The organism is Undibacterium sp. 5I1, from assembly GCF_034314085.1.
Lineage (GTDB): Bacteria > Pseudomonadota > Gammaproteobacteria > Burkholderiales > Burkholderiaceae_D > Undibacterium.
In genome coordinates this window covers 2670453-2691457 of sequence record NZ_JAVIWI010000001.1, presented here as the reverse complement: position 1 = coordinate 2691457, position 21005 = coordinate 2670453, and the positions used below count along the sequence as shown (strand labels likewise).

Genomic DNA, 21005 nt, shown 5'->3' with positions numbered 1-21005 from the left:
GTCAGCTGCCCAATAACATGCGCTGTACCACCGGATCAGCTAATCGTTGTAAAAACCACTGTAGCGCCTTTCCTTTGTCGTTTCTGCGCCAGGCAATGTGGTTATTGCCAGTGAGTCTGTTTTCTTGCAAAGTTTTTTCTACCAATGCGCCAGATTGTAGATGTGACAACGCAAGCTTGCGCGGTAAATTACCACAGCCTAATCCCGCTAATTGCGCTAATAATTTTGCCTGCAATGTGGGAACTGTCAGCGTATCCTGGCCCGCCAGAAGTCCTGCATTGATCGATGGCAGATTGCGACCTGTATCGCCAACGGCGATTGCTCGGTGGCTTTGTATAACGGTCGATGTCAATGGCTCCGGCGCTGTTGCCAGCGGATGTTTGGCCGCAACGGCAAAGACCCAATCGATATTGCCCATGCTCTGAGTCTGATACTCACCATGCATGCGCAAGGTATCTGGTCCATCGTAAGCGGCACCAATCGCCAGATCTGCGCGACCAGCGAGCAGTGTTTCCCATACGCCGGATAAGGTTTCTTGAGAAATTCTTAAGCGCGTGCCGCAGGCCTGGTGCTGGAATTCTTGAATCAGTGGCAAAAAATGTTCAAACTGAATTACGCCATCCATGACGATACGTAACTCCGCCTCCCAGCCTGTTGCCGTGCGCTTGACCCTTTGCTCCAGCTCTTCTGCTGCCAATAATAAATGCCGTCCTTGCGTCAATAATTCTTGCCCGGCCGTAGTTAGCTTGGCGCGGTGACCGCGTCGATCAAATAGCAGCACGTCCAGATCATCTTCCAGTTTGCGGATACTGTAGGTGATGGCGGAAGGCACTTTATCTAAGGCGCTTGCCGCTGCCGCAAAGCTGCCTTTGCGGTCGATGGCATCCAAAATTTGCAGTGCTTCGAGAGTTAAATTCATGGTGAATCATTCTTATACAAAAATACTGAACGAGAAGTAGAAAATATTCCCCTTATATTCAAGTTCTGGCAGGTATATATTGCATCACATCATATCAATTATTTGAATAAGGTAGGGTTTCCACCAACCCTAAAAATACGATGCTGACAGTTCATAAATCAGAACAACGCGGCTATGCCGAGCACGGCTGGCTGAGATCTCATCACAGTTTTTCCTTTGCCGATTACCACGATCCGGCACACATGGGTTATGGTCCTTTGCGCGTGATTAATGACGATCATATCGCGGCCGGAATGGGGTTTGGGACGCATGGTCATAAGGATATGGAAATTATTACCTACGTGCTTGAAGGAGCGATTGCGCATAAAGACAGCATGGGCAATGGCAGCACCATTCTCCCGGGTAATGTGCAGTACATGAGCGCCGGAACAGGCGTTCGTCATTCTGAATTTAATCCCTCTGCGGACAATCCCACGCACTTATTGCAGATCTGGATACAGCCGTCCGTGATTAACGCGACACCAGCTTATCAGGAAAAACATTTTAGTCGGGAAGACAAAGCTGGTCGCCTGCGCCTGGTTGCGTCGCCCGATGGTGCGGATGATTCCATTAAAATCCGTCAAGACGCGCGTTTGTATATTGGTCTGTTTGACGGCGAGCAAGCGAGTAGTTTGATCTTATCGAAAGATCGCCTTGCCTATATCCATCTGGCAAGCGGTCAACTGACTGTCAACGGCGTGCAGTTGTCAGCGGGCGATGCGGTGAAATTGCGTGAAGAGGAATTAGTGCAGTTGGAAGCGGGAAAGCAGGCAGAAGTGCTGGTGTTTGATTTACCAAAATAGTTTGGCTAAGCCGATCGGTAAACATACTCTGACGCGATGATTGATGAATGAAATAACGAAATAACGAAATAACGAAATAACTAAAAGGAACTCCCATGAAAAAAGTAGCGATTGTGTACCACTCAGGTTATGGCCACACTAAAAAAGCAGCAGAAGCAGTCCATGCAGGTGCCGCAGCGGCAGGTGCAGCAGCAGAACTGATTGCGATTGATGCCGAAGGCAATATCGCTGATGCCAACTGGGCCAGTCTGGCAGAAGCTGATGCGATCATCTTTGGATCACCGACCTATATGGGCACGGTTTCCTGGCAGTTTAAGAAGTTTGCTGATGCCACGTCCAAGCCTTGGTATTCACAAGTATGGCGAGATAAAATCGCTGGCGCTTTCACCAATTCTGCCAGCATGAATGGCGATAAACTGTCGACGCTTCACTACCTGTTCACCCTGTCGCAACAGCATTCCATGATCTGGGCTGGTACTGGATTGATGCCATCCAACAGCAAGGCAGCGCAGCGTAATGACGTTAATTATCTGGCCAGCTCTTCTGGCTTAATGACGCAATCACCGTCTGATTCTTCGCCAGAAGAAGGTCCGTTGCCAGGCGATTTAGAAACCGCAAAATTATTTGGTAAGCGTATTGCAGAAGTGGCTGCACGGTTCACTAAGTAATGATCCGGCTGCGATAGATGAGTTGATTTGCGGAGGGATGGCTAGCGGAGTTGATCAAGGAAGTGAATCAACGAAGTTAAGCCATTAAGTGAAGCAATCTGATCCATCAGCAGACCCGTCAACATTTTAGCGCCAAAAAAAGCCTGCTCAATGAAAATTGGCAGGCTTTTTCTTTTTTTGATGAGAATACTACCGAGGCCTAATATAATTACTCCTACCCCGTATATTGCAGTTGTCCATATAAAGTCTGGACAATACGGCATATTTGTAAAAAATAAAGGGGAGTATATATAAAGCCTTGATTAAATCTACCGCTTTGGCCTGCCATTTTCAGCCTATTGCCAATACATCAGACAAGGTGGAATCAGCAGCAGCAATGCCAGTACCAGATACATTAATTGCAGCGGGATCATCCACTTTGCCCAAGTTGCCCAGGGTATCCGTGCCAAGGCCAATACGCCGACAGTAATGCCAGATGTCGGGATCATCGGTGTCGTAAATTCACCAAACTGAAAAGCCAGAATCGCGGTTTGCCGCGTCACCCCGACCAAATCCGCCAATGGAGCCATGATCGGCATGGTCAACGCGGCTTGTCCGCTACCTGAGTGGATGAAAAAGTTAATCACGGTTTGGATCAGAAACATTTTTTGCGCCGCAAACACCGGGCTGGCTGACTGCACAAATGGCATCAGACCATGGAGCATGGTGTCGATGATATTGGCGTCCCGGGCGAGGATCATGGTGCCGCGTGCCAGGGCAATCACCAGCGCAGTGGTGACCAGATCTTTTGCGCCTTGTAAAAATGCCTCGATAAATTCGTCCGAGCTTAATTTGCCGACGACGCCGACGATGATCGCCATGACTAAAAACAATGCCGCAATCTCATTAATAAACCACTCATACTTGACGACGCCCAGCACCATAACGCCCAACGAGGCCGCAAATAACAGCAAGACTAATTTATGCGTGACAGTGACACCGGTAAAGTGCGTAAACTCATCGTGCTTGAGACTTTTTCTTTTCTCTTGATCAAGTTCAAAGGTCGGACTTTTCTCTGGTGATTGTTTAATTTTCGCGGCGTACCACATTAAAAAGCCGATGGTCAGAGTGGTAGCAATCACCCACACAATCACACGGTATTGCAAGCCAGAAAACACCGGCACACCGGCGATGCCCTGCGCGATACCGACATTAAACGGGTTTAAAAATGCCGCAGCAAAGCCGACTTGCGATCCGATAAACGGGATCGAGACTCCCACAATCGAGTCATAGCCCAAGGCCAATGCCAGCGGGATAAAAATCAAAATAAAGGGGATCGCTTCTTCACTCATGCCAAAGGTCGCACCGCCGAGCGAAAACATAGTGACAAAGACCGGGATAATCATTGCCCGGATGAATGCAGAATTGGTGTGCGCCTTTGCCACCGACTTGATCATAGAATCGATCGCCTCGGTTTTTTGCAACACGGCAAACGCACCGCCGACAATCAGCACAAAGCCGATGATCAGCGCCGCTTCAACAAAACCTTTGATTGGCGCCATCATCAAGGCCACAAAACCTTGCGGATTGCTGGTGATGTAATGGAAGGTGGCAGGATCGATCAAAGTTTTGCCATTGACGACGTGCGTATCGTATTTGCCGCCGGGCACTAGCCAGGTTGCTAGCGCAATTAAGGCCAATAGAGAAAACAGCAGCACAAAGGTGTTGGGGAGTTTGAGTTTTTTCATTTTTTGCATCTCCAATATTGGCGGATATTCATATACTCCCCCTTATTTATTTAAAATATCCCTCATTGTCCAATGATTATATGGACGATTAAATATACATAGTGGGAGTATATATATTCACTGCGCTTGCGATATCGACTGAACGTAGCTCAAAGCTAATCTCAAAGCGACAATAATTTCCCTGTCCGGAACGGCACAGTCCCCGCGATTTTCGCAATCGCCATTCCGCGCTGTACATAACGGTAGGCGGTGCGGGCAAACATTTTTCCACCGACTTTGGCGATGAGCGGGGTTGTTTTGCCAGAAATCGGATCAATCACCTCGCCGATGATGTCGCCTTGTTGCACCATGTCACCCGGTTTTTTTGAGAACACCAGCATGCCAGCATGCGGCGCGGCGATTGGTAGCACGGCTTCTAACGGCGTCGGTGCACAAAATGCGGCGGGCAGAGGTGGCGTTGCGATGTCGAGCTGTCCTTTGTATGCGAGGTAGGCAATTAAGGCATTGGCATCTTGCTCTGCCAGCTCATGCGCGACATCGACTTCTCCGCGTAGTTCGACCGTGACCGGGACGCAGGCAAATGGAATTGGGAATTGATCTTTAAAATGGTTCGCCAGCTCCCACCAGAGCCGACCACAGGTTTCATCAAACGGATCGTCGCCAGATTCGGTAGCGAGTAGCATTGCCTCCGCACCCAGATAGCGTGCCAGCGGCAACACCTCTTCGGCGACTGGTGTGCCGGTATATAAATGCATTACAGACTGATTGTCACAGTGCAAATCCAGAACGATGTCAGCATCACATGCCAATGATTGCAAGGTTTTACGTAAAGAGTCCGCCTCGCTCGCCGGCTGCCATTGCGCCAACAACAAGAGCACTTGCTCACGGATGATGCTGACATTTTTATTGATGTCACTTCCGAGTAGCGTAGCTAAGCTCTCGCGCAATACCGGTATTAAATTGCGGTAGCCGCGATTAAAGTTGATGCCCGAGGCCAAATCAAAACGCCCAAATGGCTCACCCTGAATCGCCTGGTCCAGACCAATCGGATTAGCCAGCGGTACCAGCACAATCTCACCCCGAATTTTTCCATTTGCCTCTAAGGCTTCTAGCTGCGCGCGCAGATGATGGGCCACCAACATGCCCGGAATTTCGTCCGCATGCAAAGACGCTTGGATGTAGGTTTTGAGCGATCTGGGGACGCCATTCGTACTATTCGTACCATTGCTTCCATCATTGCTGGCGGCTTGCCCAAAGTGATAGCTGACAAATTGACGCTGGGTGCCGATGCTGCGCGCTTCTAGCAGGTGAGTTTTGATTTCCATATTATTTTAATTGGTGTGGTTGCGTAGGGGTTGTATTTTTGGGCAATGCTAATTTTTCAGATGCAAAGGCGGATCTCACTTTGGATTGTCTATTTTTTTCAAGAGTTCTGTAAAACCTTGATGAAAAAATAAACAAAGCGCGGACAGGCGGTAATCAATTGAAATCATTATGACGTATTTTTTACACAAAATGAAGTTATGCAAAAAAATTTACAAATAATGTTGAGTTTGTTCAAAATCAGATATACGATTCATTTCAGCAAAAATGTTTTAAACAAAATTGAAATACAAATAAGACGTGATGTGATTTTTTATTTGTATGATGTAGTCCCTGTTTTCTTTAGACTGAAAAATCCTTATGGTTAAGTCGATCACCCCAAATGTAGTCAATACCGAGGCAGCTACGCCAGAGGTCGCTTTTGCGCAATCCAAACTCGGCAAGATCCTGATTAAGACTCTGACTGAGGGATCGTCCTCATATCAAAGCATTGCGGATTATTTGTTGCGTAATCAGGTCAGAGTAACTGCCTTGGGGATAGAAGATTTAGCGCAAAGTTGCCAGGTATCGACCGCAACGATCAGCCGCTTTGCCCGCGATATTGGTTTCTCCAATTATGCTGCGATGCGTAATGAAGTAGCGGAGACTTTGCAAAGTGTATTTCAGCCAGTAGAAAAATTACGCAATACCATCGAGCGTCGCACGCAAGAGACTAATCCTGCTATTACCAGTCTTGAATACGCATTAGCCAATACCGATGCGACAAAACAAAACTTGTCGATTGAGGTCTTAAACCAGGTGGTGAGTAAGTTAGTCAAAGCGCGCACGGTCTACGTCATGGGCTTTGGCTTAAGTGCGCATCTGGCAGGGATGTTAGCGCTGCATTTACAGCCATTTTGCTCGCATGTAGTTGAGGTGGTGGGTTATGGGGGTACCGAGGTTGCTGCCGGACATTTGGCCAGTATTTCTGATAAAGATGTCCTGATCCTGATCTCTTTTCCGCGCTATGCCAATGACGCCATCAAGTTAGCGCAATTCGCGCGTGATCATGACACCTGCATCGTATCGATGACCGATTCAACCGCGTCGCCATTGGCGGCAGTCGGCGATTTTTTATTATTGGCACCGAGTACTCATCCGGTTTTGCCAAGTAGTTCCATTGCGGCCATCGCGCTGATCGAAGCTTTAGTCAGCAGTCTGATGGTATCCAATCGTAAGAATGTAGAAAAGGCGATGAAGCTGACCGAGGCTTTATCCGCTTATTTACATGGGTCTGACGCGAGCTCCAAAAGCAGTAGCAAGGAGCTAGCAATGAGAAAGAAGAAGAAATCAGAATCTGACTAGGACCTAAACAGCAGTTTTATTTAATCCCGGTCGGAGTTGAAAAAAATGGCTTTTAAAAAGCCAGGGTGAACTGCTGTCTAAAAATTTTGGTGCACTGGTGCTCAGCTTATAAGTGCTTCAGTATTTTTGTGATTCAAATGTTGGGTTAGTCCTTTGGAGTTAGTGCGTTGAGTGTTTGATTTTTTATCTTGTAAAAAAATTGTGAGGGGAAGTGAAAATGAAAAATAAAAGTAGAGAAATACAGACCAGGCCAACGATGATTGCTTTATCTATTCGTTATGCTTTAGGTTTGTCGGCGGTCTTGGGTTGTGTCAGTCCTTCCGCGTTTGCACAAGCGGAGGCTGATGCAGCTAGAGTACAGCGAGTAGAAATCACAGGATCGTCCATCAAGCGGTTAGATGCAGAAACTGCGATGCCTTTGCAAATTTTGACCCGTGCTGAAATTGATAAAAGTGGCGTGACAACCGCAGCCGAATTATTGAGCAAAATATCCGCCAGTGCAGCTGCCTTAACTGACGGTGCCAGCTTTAGTGATAACGGTGGAACACAGCGCGGCTTTAATGGCGCCAACTTACGCGGTATCGGCGTATCTTCAACTTTGATTTTGTTGAATGGCCGTCGCCTCGCAAACTTTGCATCGCCGGGTAATTCTTCTGGTGTTGATTTAAATTCCATCCCCGCCGCAGCGATTTCTCGGGTTGAGGTGTTGAAGGATGGTGCGTCCGCAATTTATGGTACGGATGCGATTGGTGGCGTCATTAACTTTATCACGCGTCCTGATTATCAGGGCGCTGAGGTCTCTGCTTATACCGGTGGTACCCAACATGGTGGTGCAGGTAAAAATATCGTGACCTTATCCGGCGGTTTGGGTGACCTGACTAAAGATCGCTACAACGTTATGGCCGTGGTGAACGTGCAAGATAGTCAAAGTCTGCGTTCTACGCAAAGAGACTGGATTGGTTCTGCCTACCAACCAGATATTAATCTGGACGTCAGCAGCTCTAATACTTATCCGGCAAACGTGCGTCGTACTAAAGCAAGCGGCAGTGCAACTGGCTCACGCTTAAACCCAAGCGCGCCAAACTGTAATCCGCCATCAACAGTGTATGCGCCAGGTAGTTTTGTCGGTAGTCAGGCCTGTTTGTATGACTATATGCACGACACAGAGATTTTCCCTGAATCCAAACGTTTTTCTCTGTTATCGCGCGGCCAGTATGCCTTGAATGAGGACACGACTTTATTCGCAGAGGTATTGCACAGCGATACTAAGACTACCTACCGTATCAGTCCTTTAACGGTCAGTGATCTTAATTATCCATTACCAAGCGCGGGTGGGATTTATTATCCAAGCAGTTTAATCACCACTAATCAAACCCCTTTGCGCGTAGGTTTGCGTTTGAGCGAAGCAGGTCCCCGTACGAATGAAGTCGATGCCGTTGCACAGCGTATCGTATTAGGCGCTAAAGGTAGCGTTGCCGGTTGGGATTACGACACCGCATTGAACCATAGCGTTAGCACTGTCGATGATAAATACGTCAATGGATATGTTCGTACCTCCTTGTTTAATGCGGCATTTCTGAGTGGGAAAATTAATCCGTTTGGACCTTCTGGTGCCGATGGCCTGGCACTGTTAAATGCTGCAAAAATTAGTGATGCGGCGCGTCATTCGCGTGGTACGACCGATTCATTGGACGCTAAAGCATCGCGTGAACTATTTGATATGGCAGGTGGTAAAGCCGCAGTTGCAGTTGGTGCAGAATATCGTCGTGAAAAATTAGACTTTACTCCTTCCGCTTTATTGGCTGCGGGTGAAATCCGTGGTGATGGTGCTGCGGCTGCCTATGGTGGTGACCGTGACGTGAAGGCTGTTTATGCTGAGTTTAATTTCCCGGTATTAAAAAATGTGGAGACACAATTCGCACTCCGTCATGATCGTTATAACGACGTCGGTGGAACCACAAATCCTAAAGTCGGTGTCCGCTGGAATCCAACTAAAGAAATCATTTTCCGTGGTTCTTACGGCACTGGTTTCCGCGCACCGACCCTGACTGATTTGCATGAGCCAGCACGTGTAGGGCAAACCAGTGGTGTGTATAACGATCCTTTGGGATGTATCAAAGTCGGGGCGATTGATAACACAAAAAATCCTGATTACTGTGGTATCCAGCCTAATCTGATCAAAGGCGGTACCGCTGATCTGAAACCAGAAACATCCAAGCAATACTCGTTTGGTTTTGTGTTTGAGCCTATGCGTACTTTGACGACCTCGATTGATTACTGGCGCATTCAGAAGTCCGATACGTTGTTAGCTAACGAGGGCGCTTACTTTAGCGATCCTACGCATAACTCGGCATATGTGGTGCGCGCTGCTGCTGACCCAACTTTGCCTGGGATTCCTGGGGCGATTGTGTCGGTCGATGGCCGTACGCATAACATCGGTACCTTAGATACCTCAGGAATCGATCTGAATGTGAACTGGCGTTTACCTGCAAATGACATCGGCAAATTTGCTGTGTCTTTAAACGGTACTTATGTATTCGATTACAAAACTAAAACTACCAACGCGAGTCCAGAAATCAATGGTGTTGGCGTGTTCACCGATACTCAAGTGGTTCAACGCTGGCGTCATACCTTGACGTTTGATTTTGATCGCGGTCCTTGGGGTGCTACTTTGCAGCAGACGTTCTATCAAGGCTATCAAGATCAAAATCCTAATCCAGATGGTTCGGTACGTCGTGTTGGTTCGTATGCATTGTGGGATATGAGTGGTAGCTATAAGTTGTCTAATGCGACCAGCTTCCGGGTAGGTATCAAAAACTTGTTAGATACCAATCCGCCGCGCTCTAACCAGGTGTATAGCTTCTTAGCGGGCTATGATCCTAGTTACACGGATCCACGTGGACGCTTCTTTTATGCTTCAGTGAATTACGCTTTTAAATAACATTAAGTCATATTTAAAAGTGGGGTGGCATGCTGTATGCCTCCCCATTTTTCTATCTTTATGACGTATGACGCAGCGATGTATCGCTAGATGATTTTTCAGTGGATCTGTTCTCATGAGTAATTTGTTGTTATTTTTTTTGCGTCAATGTAAACGCATCAGTATTGTTTTCTTTATTCTTACTTTTGGTATGGTGCATGCCCAAACCAGGCTAGACCCAGCCAAGCCGGAGGCAGCAGGCACGCTGGTGATTATTGGCGGTGCTTTGCGCACTGATAATGCTGTAGTGTGGGAAAAAATAGTCGCTTTAAGTGGTGGCAAGGGCGCCAAAATTGCAGTGATTCCGGCTGCTGCTGCCAATCCCGAAAATGCGGGGAAAAATATAGCAGATACCTTAAACCGTTATGGTGCCCGCGCATTTGTGGTGCCGTTAGCGATCAGGCTCAAGGGGTCAGATTATCAAAATGTCGCGAATGATCCATCAGTAGCCTCACAAATTCGTGCCGCTGGCGGAGTCTATTTTTCTGGTGGAGATCAAGGGCGAATCACGCAAGCTTTAGTTAAGCCAGATGGTACCAAGAGCGCAGCATTAGAGGCTATTTGGGATGTGTATCACCGAGGGGGCGTCATTGCTGGTTCTAGCGCCGGAGCGGCAATTATGAGTAGCACGATGTTTTATGACGCCAAGGCCGTTTTACCTACTTTGCAGTTTGGCGTAAATGAGGGAAAAGAAATCGCACCTGGCCTTGGATTTATTGGCGACCAAGTGTTTGTTGATCAGCATTTGATTATTCGCGGCAGGTTTGCGCGGATGATCCCGTTAATGCTGAAAAAAAATTACAAACTAGGTTTGGGGATTGATGAAAATACCGCCATGATTGTGCAGGGTATGGCAGATATCGAAATCCTGGGATATAAAGGCGCAATACTGATGGATCTTAGCGAGGCGATATCCGACGCTCAATTGAATGCATTTAATATTAGTAACGTAAAAATAAGTTATCTGGATCGTGGCGATCGTTATAACCTGCAAACGAAGGTTTTAATCACGTCAAAAGAAAAGCAAAAAGGAGTAGTAGATCCTGCAAATCCTTACAATGCAGAGAAGAAATTTTATCCAGACATATTAGGAAACACGACAGTAGTAGATTTGATGCAGGATTTAATTGATAATAAGCAACTTCAGACAAAAGCGCTTGCTTTTGGTGATCCGGAAGCTCCAAATGCAGAAGCTGGATTTGAATTTACGTTCAGTAAGACTGCCGAAAGTAAGGGTTACTTTTCTAGCGCGCTAGGCTCTGACGCTTATACGGTAATGAATATTCGGATGGATATTCGACCTATCGTAATGCAAACGCCTTTATATCGATATAAATGAGCTTTTTTTTCGTTTAGACGTGGTATTCTTTTGAAAAATGAGTTATTTTACTCTTTTATTTCTGTAATAAAATTACATTTTAATTTATTCCACCTAGGTAATTAATTTTATGGCCTGGTTTAATAATAATTAAATTTGTAATTTTGCTACATTATTGATGTTTTTAAATGAGTGTTTTGCATTCGTAGCAAAAGTTTCAATGATCATAAAAATAGCTGATATCAGATTTGATAAGTCTACTCTGATGCTTGCAAATTTTGAAAAAATGAACGATGCTCTTCGTTTTTTAAAGCACAAACTAATTCGTCGCTAGCGAAAAATAAGTGATGCATAGTTTGTTAGCAGTTTAAAAGTCTTAGTAGTGCATAATAATTCGTAATGTGGTCTCGACTCTGTTTTTTGCATTTAATTAAGCATTAAATTCAGAGGAGCATATTTTTGTAAATGTGGTAACAGGAGGATGGTAGGTATGGATTTTTCAAATCACCAGCAAGAGCCGGGCAAGAAGGTGTTCGGGATAGGGCTGGTAATCGCATTTCACATATTGCTCGTGTATGCCCTGATCAACGGACTCGGCGTCAAAGCAGTCGAATACATCATGAAGCCGATGGAAACCAAGCTGGTCGAAGAGATCAAGCCACCGCCACCGCCGCCAGATGTACCGCCACCGCCACCGCCCAAGCTGATGGCACCACCGCCGCCGTTCATACCACCGCCAGAAGTTCAGGTGCAACAACAGGTCGTCACGCCCAACACCATCACCCAGGTATCCCAGGTCAAGCCGGACAGCAATGTCCTGCCTAAAACGGTCGCCCAACCTGTTGTCGAAAACAAACCCGCCGGTCCCTCCATGGTACCAGGGGTGATTGACTTCAACGCCGCCGGTTGCAAACCAGAATACCCAAGAGCCTCGTTACGCAACGAAGAAACCGGCACCGTCATGCTCTCCGTCGTCATCGGCGCTGACGGCAACGTCACCGACGTCAAGATCGACAAATCCAGCGGATTCAGAGGACTCGACAACGCCGTACGTGCCCAATTACTCTCCGGCACCTGCAAAAACAAACCCGGTACCGTGGACGGCAAGCCCCAAACGACCACCACCAAAGTGCAATACGTCTGGAAGCTCGACTAAGACTGCCTAAGACATATTGGAAATAAACACGAGAAATACCAGCAGTACCAAGAAACACACCAAACCTGGGTCAGCCAAGCCACACGCCAAGCCAGCCCGGGTCAGCACTACCGAACAAAGCAATACTAGTAACTCTTACAGTAAGTCTCGCAGTAACTCTAAGTAAGGCCAAGCAAACGCCAGCCAAGCCAGGCAAACGTAAGCCAACCCAAATAACAGCAACAGTAACAACAACAGCATTTGACATGCCAATTTACGAAGGAAGTACGCACATGAAATTCAGTCTGAAAGCCCTCCTGGCCGCCGCCGTGATTACCCTCACCACCAGCGTCGTCACTGCCCAAGCCCAAACACCAGAAGCCAGTGCTCCTGCCGCCTCCGCCAGCGCCGCCGCACCAGCTGCAGCCGCCCCGGCAGAAGCCCCAGCCGCCACTGACCTCACACCAGCCGCAGCCCCAATAGACAAAGACAAAGTCGTTGACAACCCATACGGCCTCGACGCCCTCTGGAAAGGCGGCGACTTCGTCACCAAAGGCACACTCTTCCTCCTGTTCATCATGTCCATGGGCAGCTGGTACATCCTCATCACCAAAATTATTGACCAATTCAAATTAGGTGGCCAAGCCAAAGAAGCGCAAACCAAGTTCTGGAAAGCCGCCTCCGTCAACGCTGGCGTCACCAGCCTCAAAGAAGGCAGCCCATTCCGCTTCATCGCCGAATCCGCCACCAAAGCCAGTGACCACCACGAAGGTGCTCTGTTAGAACAAATTGACCTCAACTCCTGGATCTCCATGTCCATCCAACGCGCCGTCGACAAAGTACAAAGCCGTCTGCAAGATGGTCTGGCTTTCCTCGCCACCGTTGGCTCCACCGCACCATTCGTCGGACTGTTCGGAACGGTATGGGGTATTTACCACGCGCTGACCGCCATTGGTGCAGCAGGACAAGCCTCCATTGACAAAGTCGCCGGCCCAGTTGGTGAAGCCTTGATCATGACCGCCATTGGTCTCGCTGTGGCGGTTCCAGCCGTACTCGGTTACAACTTCCTGGTACGTCGCAACAAAACTGCCATGGAAAACATCCGTGCCTTCAGCGCTGATCTGCACTCCGTCGTCTTGTCTGGCGTGATGTCCAAAAAAGCCTAAGTCGTGAAGGAGTACTTACCAGGCAAAGCTGCAAACGACCGCAGCCAAGTAAGTATCAGGTAAATACCCCAAAACGCAGCGCACAACAGCAAGCAACACCAGAAGAGGTGGCAGCGCCACCTCCTCCTGAACAAAACACAAAGTACAGTATCTGTCATCTGAAAGAGAACACACTATGGCAATGGCAATCGGCAACGATGGTGACGGCGAAGACGAAGTCAACAGCACCATTAACACCACCCCATTGGTCGACGTCATGTTGGTTTTGCTGATCATCTTCCTGATCACCATCCCCGTCGTCACCCACACGGTTCCGGTCAAGCTCCCAGCGGAAATTAACCAACCGTACAAAACCAAACCAGAAAACATCACCATCGCCATTAACAAAGACGGTGACATGTTCTGGAACGAAGCCCCGGTCGCAGACACCAATGTTTTATTTGAGCGTCTCAAAGCGGTCACGAACCAAGTACCGCAACCGGAACTCCATATTCGTGGCGATCAAAACACCCGCTACGAATTTGTCGGCAAAGTCATCCTCACCGCCCAGCGCGCCGGGATCGCCAAGGTCGCCTTTGTAACAGAACCACCGCCGAAGAACTAAGTAAGACAGAGTAAGAACGAAGCAAGAACCAAGTAAGAACGAAGCAAGAACCACGGCAGTCACCAGCGGTAAGAGTGAAAGAACGAAAGGAATAGTATGGGTATGCAATTAGGCTCAGGCAACTCGAGCGAACCGGAAGTCATGATCGAAATGAACATGACCCCCCTGATCGACGTCATGTTGGTCTTGATTATCATGTTAATTATTACCATCCCAATTCAGAACCACGCAGTCAATCTGAATATGCCGGTGAATTCACAATCCAAACAAACCGATCCACCAATCGTGATCTCGATTGACGTCGACTTTGATGGTACGGTATTGTGGGACGGTGTAGCGATTCAGAATAATGCCGAGTTGGAATCCAAACTGACGGCAGTGGCGGCGACGCCGAATCAACCGGAAGTGCATTTACGTCCGAACAAGCTGGTACCGTACAAAGCGGTGGCACATGTGATGGCCGAGGCGCAACGACTGGGTGTTAATAAGATCGGTATGGTTGGTAATGAGCAGTTCTTGAAGTGATGCGTTAAAAATTGCTAGAAAAAATTACTTTGATGACAGCTTAAGAGCCAGATCAAATAAAAAGGCTCCAATTGGAGCCTTTTTTACGACGACTGATATGACTTTATGGTCTATCGCTAGCCTAATAATATTATTTTGAAACTTGCTCTGCCTGTTCCGATCCAGCTTCAGGCGCGATACTGGTGATCTCTAATTTTTTGCAATGAGGACATGACTTGCCCGGCACATACCATGAGGAAAGCTGCTCTCGTGGTGTGACCACGGCCCGGCATGCATAGCATTGTTCGGTGTCTGTCGCTTCTAACTGCGGGTTAAGTGCAGTCCGATAATCGAAGACGAAGCAGTCGCCGTGATAATGCGCGCCACCAACTTCTTCAAAATATTTCAAAATGCCACCTTCAAGCTGATAGACATTATCAAATCCTACGTTTTGCATGTGAATAGCGGCTTTTTCGCAGCGAATTCCACCTGTGCAAAAGGTAACGACAGTCTTGTCGTTGAATGCATCACGATTTGCTTCAATCACCGCCGGGAATTCAGTAAACTTTGTAATACGATAATCAATTGTATTATCGAAACTACCGACATCTACTTCAAAGTCGTTACGGGTATCAACCATCACCACAGTTTTACCTTGATCGTCATGACCTTGATCTAGCCAGCGCTTAAGCGTCTGCGCATCTACGGATGGGGCGCGACCAAGCTCTGGCTTAATCAGCGGCATACGCATTGTGATGATTTCTGCTTTTAGCTTGATCAATAATTTGGTGAACGGCTGCGTCGCGGAGAGGCTTTCCTTCGCCACAACATCGGCAAAGCGCGGATCAGTATGTAACCAGGCCATATAGGCATCAATCTCATGACGGAAGCCTGCCAAGAACATATTGATACCTTCTGGTGTCAATAAAACGGTACCTTTAAGATGGAGTTCCTGGCATTTAGCGATAAATTCTGGACGTTTTTCAGCGGTATCGTTGAAGGTAATAAATTTGTAAGCCGAGATGTTGACGTAAGGCAGGTCATGTGAATTAGGACTTGCCAAGGTAGAAGTTGCAGACGACATGGAATAGATTCAGTAAGTCATTGATTTAGCAGCATTATAAACTTTTATGCCAGTAATTTTCCAGTTTTACTCACTTAACCTAGAAAACCAAATCCCGATTTGGCTGCACAGAAATCGTTTTCCCTTCACCAGCACGGTAAAATACGAGGATGACTACTGAACTACCTCTTCCCCAAGATTCAAGCCTTGCGATAGCCGCAACTGTTAACACCGATGCCGCGTTGGCTGCAACACCAGCCCCAATATCAGTCTTGCATCAAAACACTTTTCCTCAATTTGTACATTTACGTTTGCATTCGGAATATTCGATTGTCGATGGCTTGGTGCGTATTGATGATGTCATCAAGGCGGCGCTCAAAGACAAGCAGCCTGCGTTAGCGATCACTGATTTAGCTAACTTGTTCGCGATGGTCAAGTTTTACAAAGGTGCTCGCAGTAAAGGAGTTAAGCCGATTGCTGGCTGCGATGCATGGATTACGAATGATGCAGACCGGGATAAACCATCGCGCTTGTTGTTGCTGGTAAAAAATCGCAAAGGCTATTTGCAGTTATGCGAGTTGTTAGCGCAAGCCTGGTTGAGCAATCAACATCGTGGGCGTGCAGAAATTCGTTTTGAATGGTTGCAGGCATTATTTGAAGCAGATCAAAAAACAAGTGAGCAACCAAGCTTAATCGTTTTATCTGGCGCTCATTTTGGCGATGTTGGCATCGCGATTGATAATGGTAATTTAGATGCGGCTGAAGCCAACGCGCAACGTTGGGCGACTATTTTCCCTAATCACTTTTACATTGAAATTCAACGTGCAGGGCAGCCGAACATGGAAGCGCATGTGCGTCAAGCGCTTGCATTAGCAACTAAATTACGCTTGCCCGTTGTTGCTACTCATCCTATACAGTTCATCAACAAAGAAGACTTTATTGCCCATGAGGCGCGTACCTGTATCGCAGAGGGCGATATGTTGGCCAATGGTCGTCGCGTGCGACGCTTTAATGATCAGCAATGCTTTAAAACGCAAGCTGAAATGGTCGAGTTATTTGCCGATCTGCCGGGTGCCTTACAGAATGCAGTTGAGATCGCCAAACGCTGTAATTTGACTTTGGAATTAGGTAAGCCAAAGTTGCCAGATTTCCCTACACCGGATGGCATGACGATTAATGATTTTTTGGTCGCAGAAGTTGAAAAAGGATTAGAGCTAAGACTGGCGCAACTTTATCCCGATGTGGAAAAGCGCGAACTACAAAGAGAGCGCTACGAATCTCGCCTGAAGTTTGAGACCGATACGATTATCAAGATGGGCTTCCCGGGATATTTCTTGATTGTTGCCGACTTTATTCAATGGGCAAAAAATAATGGCGTACCAGTTGGTCCAGGCCGTGGATCAGGTGCCGGTTCATTGGTTGCGTATTCCTTGTTGATTACCGATCTGGATCCACTTGAATACAATTTGCTGTTCGAGCGTTTCTTAAATCCAGAACGGGTATCGATGCCCGATTTTGATATTGATTTTTGCCAAGAAGGGCGTGATCGCGTCATTCAATATGTGAAAGATCGATATGGAAAAGAGGCGGTATCGCAGATCGCAACCTTCGGCACCATGGCCGCAAAAGGTGCAATCCGTGACGTTGGTCGTGTACTCGATTTTGGCTATATGTTTTGCGACGGCATTTCAAAACTGATCCCGTTTAAACCTGGCAAACAAGTCACCATTGCCGAGGCGATTATTGAAGAGCCAATGCTGGCCGAGCGGCAGGAAAACGAAGAAGAAGTCAAAACCCTGCTCGATCTGGCACAACAAGTCGAAGGTATTACCCGCAATATTGGTATGCATGCCGGTGGTGTTTTAATTGCTCCTGGCAAGCTCACAGATTTTTGCCCTTTGTACACGCAAGGTGGCGATTCTGGTGTGGTATCGCAATACGACAAAGATGATGTCGAAGCTGTTGGCCTGGTGAAGTTCGACTTTTTGGGTTTGACTACACTGACGATTTTGGATCGTGCCGTTCGCTACATCAAAATGTTAGACCCAGCGATGGCCGATTTTGATCTGGCTAAATTGCCACTGAATGACAGACCGTCTTATGAGTTATTAACCAAAGCGAAAACTGTTGCCGTATTCCAGCTAGAAAGCCGCGGTATGCAAGGCATGTTAAAGGATGCACGTCCGGATCGGTTTGAAGACATTATCGCTCTGGTGGCTTTATACCGCCCTGGCCCTATGGACCTTATCCCCGATTTTTGTAAACGTAAGCATGGTGAGAAGTTTGATTATCCTGATCCGCGTACCGAAGGCATTTTGTCCGAAACCTACGGCATCATGGTGTATCAAGAGCAGGTAATGCAGATGGCGCAGGTGGTCGGCGGTTACTCACTCGGCGGCGCCGATTTGTTGCGTCGCGCGATGGGTAAAAAGAAAGCGGAAGAAATGGCGGAACATCGTCAGATTTTCCGTGATGGCGCTGCTAAAGACGGTTTGCCGCAATCCAAAGCCGATGAGATTTTCGATTTGATGGAAAAGTTTGCCGGCTACGGATTTAACAAATCTCATGCTGCGGCTTACGCGTTGTTGTCTTATCACACGGCTTATCTCAAAGCACATCATCCTGCCGCGTTTATGGCAGCCAACTTGTCGCTGGCAATGGATGACACCGACAAGATTAAAATTTTGGTGGAAGATACGCTGGATGTCTGCAAACTGACTTTGCTGCCGCCGGATATTAATCAATCAGATTATCGCTTTATTCCTGTCGGTGAGCCGGGAAAAAAAGCGACGCAAATTCGCTATGGTCTGGGTGCTGTAAAAGGCTCAGGACAAAATGCAATTGAAAGCATTGTTGCCGCTCGTACTGCCGGCGGACCCTTTGTCAGTTTGTTTGACTTTGCCAAGCGTGTAGACAAACGCCAAGTGAATCGCCGCACGTTTGAATCATTGATACGCGCTGGTGCAATGGACAGTCTGGGCAAAGATCGTGCAGTTTTATTAGCCACTGTGCCGCTGGCGATGGAAGCTGCAGAACAAGCAGAAGCGGAAATAAATCAAGTGAGCTTATTTGGCGATCATGAAGATATGATCCCACCGCCGGAGTATGTCAAAGCAGAGCATTGGACTGACAAGCAGCGCTTGATGGAAGAGAAATTAGCACTCGGTTTTTATCTGTCTGGTCATTTGTTTGATGCCTATGCACCGGAGGTTCGGCAGTTCATCAAAACTACTTTGTTGAAGTTAGAACCTTCACGAGATGTGCGTTTGATTGGTGGCGTGATTGCTGCATTGCGTACCCAAATGACACAACGCGGCAAGATATTAATCGTCACCTTAGATGATGGCACTGCCACCGTCGATGTAACGGTTTATAGCGAAATGCTGGATGAGTGTAAAAACTTATTTAAAGAAGATGAGTTCTTAGCTGTATTCGGTAAAGTATCAGAAGATAGATTCTCTGGTGGACTTAGAATCACTGCTGAAAAAGTGATGGATATCGGCAGGGCGCGTGTAGAGTTTTCGCAAGGCTTATGTTTGTCATTAGACGCAGGTGCTGATCTGAAGAAATTACAAGACATACTCAAACCTAGTCTTAATCCAGCGGGCTGCCCGGTTTTGATCCGCTATCGAAATAAAGAGTCATGTGCCGAATTATATTTATCTGATCAATGGCGAGTCAGTCCAGACGATCATTTACGACAAAAATTAGGTGAGTGGTTATCGCCGGACAAAGTGCAGATTGAATATGCCTGATCAACTATCTAATTCTCATATCGAACCAGCGATTACTATGGACATTACTGAGTCATCTTCTGGGTGGCGCTTAGCAATGCCGCAACAAATATTAGCCTGTCTTCCACTGACTTTATTTTTTCCAGTCGGTGTGATGTATCTCGGCGTTTTATTGTTTTATATCAGCTTGCTCGTGTCAGGAAATTTTTCTCAAAAGTTACAAGTTGTTCGTGCTAGTCCTATGTTGTGGCCAGTGCTAACGCTAAGTGCTGTCAGTATTGTGATTGCGCTGATACACAACAGGCCCGCTGGCGAATTCTGGTCTGGTTTTTTTCACTACCAGACCTATCTATTTTTGCTCCCGTTTCTCAGTGTAGGCGCCGGTGTATGGCAACAAAAAGCATTGAAAATATTTTTTGCCGGAGCGATTTTTGCGGCTACTTTGTATTATTTAAATTTTCTCCATGTTTTGCCGAACAACACCATGTTCCGTAGTTATGTTGTGTATGAAGGAAATAAATCGATCTTACTAGGGGTCTTGCTGGCCTTGTCCTCTGCCTGGATGTTGCACGAATTACTTCTGCGCAAAGATCACAAGCTAGTCAGAATAGTCGTATTGATTTATGTCGTTGCAGCCTTGATGCTGCTGGCAAAAACTCGCACTGCCAGTGTGACTTTTGTCTTGCTTTGCCTGATGATTGCATGCCGCAATTTGCGTTGGTCGTGGCGCAGCGCTGCAATATTGGGATGTCTGATAGCCGGATTCGCAGGCGCATGGCAATACGTTGTTAATTTGCCTGCTCCTGCCACCTGTGTGGTGAATGAGATGCAACAGACCACACCTGTGCAAATATTGCTCACTAGGGCTGAGTGCACAGTGCATCAGATACATTCTTTTGGTCAGGGTAAAAGCGTCGGTGATGACGGCATGCGCCTGGAGATATACAAGGTCACCAGTCAGATCATCGCCGAGCAACCGTGGACAGGACACGGCATTGCCAATTGGATGCCACTCTATCAGGAGCGTGCCAAATCGCTGAGGAGTGGCACCATGACCACGCCTCATAATGACTATCTGCTGTACTTTACCGAGCTAGGTATTGCGGGTGTTGCCGCTTTGTTATGGATATGGTGTACGCAATTGCAAGTAGCCTACCGTATGCGTGCCTCGCCGAATGACAGTGATCGTGCCATGTTGCTGGCGATGCTGGGAATGACCATGATGATAGGCGGGATGTTTAATGCGATCTTACGTGATGGTGTCTTTGGTATGGCGTTTATGATTTTGCTTGCCATTCCGCTGGCCGGGGTAGGCAGAAGTAACATCAGAAGTAATAACGAAAGCAACATCAAAAATAATAAGTAGGACTTAATAAGTATGACTTAATAAGGAGGGCTTACGCAAAACGGAAAGCTGTTTGCTGCCATTCACACGGAACCAGAGGGCTTAATATAAAACATCAAGACCTCTCAACACAGAGACACAGAGGCACAGAGAAAATCAGGAGAACAGCGAAATCCTGCCTTAGTCTTCATTTGTTCTTCCTCTGTGCCTCTGTGCCTCTGTGCCTTTGTGGTGAGGGGTTTTGATTTTTCCGTAAGTCCTAATAATGAGCGCGAAGGCAAAAATAAGCACAACAAGCCTGACATCGTATAGTCAATTAATTAAAAAAACGAA

At 47.2% G+C, this 21005-nt stretch carries 16 protein-coding genes; 11 read left to right on the top strand and 5 right to left on the bottom strand.

Going from position 1 to position 21005, the window contains the following annotated elements; translation table 11 throughout:
* Position 1 precedes the first annotated feature (1 nt).
* Entirely contained in the window at positions 2-919 is a 918-nt protein-coding gene (locus tag RGU72_RS11885; RefSeq protein ID WP_322119931.1) for a LysR family transcriptional regulator, read from the bottom strand.
* Positions 920-1059: 140 nt separating this feature from the next.
* On the opposite strand from RGU72_RS11885, the gene RGU72_RS11880 reads away from it, so the two are divergent.
* Complete coding sequence (locus RGU72_RS11880; RefSeq protein WP_322119930.1) at positions 1060-1761, top strand: pirin family protein; 702 nt, start codon at positions 1060-1062, stop codon at positions 1759-1761.
* A 95-nt stretch (positions 1762-1856) separates the two neighbouring features.
* Positions 1857-2429 (top strand): flavodoxin family protein, encoded by a 573-nt coding sequence (locus RGU72_RS11875; RefSeq protein ID WP_322119929.1) that lies wholly within the window; start codon positions 1857-1859, stop codon positions 2427-2429.
* 335 nt (positions 2430-2764) lie between these two features.
* Here the strand turns inward: RGU72_RS11875 and RGU72_RS11870 are convergent, their stop codons facing one another.
* Both RGU72_RS11870 and RGU72_RS11865 read right to left on the bottom strand, forming a co-directional pair.
* On the bottom strand, positions 2765-4156 hold the full coding sequence (locus tag RGU72_RS11870; RefSeq protein WP_322119928.1) for a YfcC family protein: 1392 nt from the start codon (positions 4154-4156) through the stop codon (positions 2765-2767).
* Between the two features lie 161 nt (positions 4157-4317).
* Entirely contained in the window at positions 4318-5481 is a 1164-nt protein-coding gene (locus RGU72_RS11865) for a succinylglutamate desuccinylase/aspartoacylase family protein (protein ID WP_322119927.1), read from the bottom strand.
* A gap of 358 nt (positions 5482-5839) precedes the next feature.
* On the opposite strand from RGU72_RS11865, the gene RGU72_RS11860 reads away from it, so the two are divergent.
* The 4 genes from RGU72_RS11860 to RGU72_RS11845 all read left to right on the top strand — a co-directional run bounded on the left by RGU72_RS11860 (position 5840) and on the right by RGU72_RS11845 (position 12277).
* Complete coding sequence (locus RGU72_RS11860) at positions 5840-6823, top strand: MurR/RpiR family transcriptional regulator (RefSeq protein WP_322119926.1); 984 nt, start codon at positions 5840-5842, stop codon at positions 6821-6823.
* Between the two features lie 217 nt (positions 6824-7040).
* Entirely contained in the window at positions 7041-9764 is a 2724-nt protein-coding gene (locus RGU72_RS11855; RefSeq protein WP_322119925.1) for a TonB-dependent receptor, read from the top strand.
* Positions 9765-9879: 115 nt separating this feature from the next.
* Positions 9880-11142 (top strand): cyanophycinase, encoded by a 1263-nt coding sequence (locus RGU72_RS11850; protein ID WP_322119924.1) that lies wholly within the window; start codon positions 9880-9882, stop codon positions 11140-11142.
* Positions 11143-11611: 469 nt separating this feature from the next.
* Complete coding sequence (locus RGU72_RS11845; protein WP_322119923.1) at positions 11612-12277, top strand: TonB family protein; 666 nt, start codon at positions 11612-11614, stop codon at positions 12275-12277.
* A gap of 70 nt (positions 12278-12347) precedes the next feature.
* Here the strand turns inward: RGU72_RS11845 and RGU72_RS11840 are convergent, their stop codons facing one another.
* Positions 12348-12524 (bottom strand): hypothetical protein, encoded by a 177-nt coding sequence (locus RGU72_RS11840; protein WP_322118044.1) that lies wholly within the window; start codon positions 12522-12524, stop codon positions 12348-12350.
* Between the two features lie 25 nt (positions 12525-12549).
* Here RGU72_RS11840 and RGU72_RS11835 point away from each other — a divergent pair, with 25 nt between their 5' ends.
* The 3 genes from RGU72_RS11835 to RGU72_RS11825 all read left to right on the top strand — a co-directional run bounded on the left by RGU72_RS11835 (position 12550) and on the right by RGU72_RS11825 (position 14551).
* Positions 12550-13422, top strand: coding sequence for a MotA/TolQ/ExbB proton channel family protein (locus RGU72_RS11835; protein ID WP_322118045.1), 873 nt, complete (start codon positions 12550-12552; stop codon positions 13420-13422).
* 175 nt (positions 13423-13597) lie between these two features.
* Complete coding sequence (locus RGU72_RS11830; RefSeq protein ID WP_322119922.1) at positions 13598-14026, top strand: biopolymer transporter ExbD; 429 nt, start codon at positions 13598-13600, stop codon at positions 14024-14026.
* A 96-nt stretch (positions 14027-14122) separates the two neighbouring features.
* Positions 14123-14551, top strand: a complete 429-nt coding sequence (locus RGU72_RS11825) for an ExbD/TolR family protein (protein ID WP_322119921.1) — start codon at positions 14123-14125, stop codon at positions 14549-14551.
* Between the two features lie 130 nt (positions 14552-14681).
* Here the strand turns inward: RGU72_RS11825 and RGU72_RS11820 are convergent, their stop codons facing one another.
* Positions 14682-15614 carry a sulfurtransferase gene (locus RGU72_RS11820; protein WP_322119920.1) on the bottom strand — a complete coding sequence of 311 codons (933 nt, stop codon included), beginning with the start codon at positions 15612-15614 and terminating at the stop codon, positions 14682-14684.
* Positions 15615-15763: 149 nt separating this feature from the next.
* On the opposite strand from RGU72_RS11820, the gene dnaE reads away from it, so the two are divergent.
* Together dnaE and RGU72_RS11810 are read left to right on the top strand one after the other, a co-directional pair.
* Positions 15764-19348 (top strand): DNA polymerase III subunit alpha, encoded by a 3585-nt coding sequence (gene dnaE / locus RGU72_RS11815; protein WP_322119919.1) that lies wholly within the window; start codon positions 15764-15766, stop codon positions 19346-19348.
* A complete protein-coding gene (locus tag RGU72_RS11810) occupies positions 19341-20693 on the top strand; it encodes an O-antigen ligase family protein (RefSeq protein ID WP_322119918.1) in 1353 nt (450 codons plus the stop codon). The genes dnaE and RGU72_RS11810 overlap by 8 nt, the downstream gene beginning before the upstream one ends.
* The last annotated feature ends 312 nt before the right edge of the window (positions 20694-21005 follow it).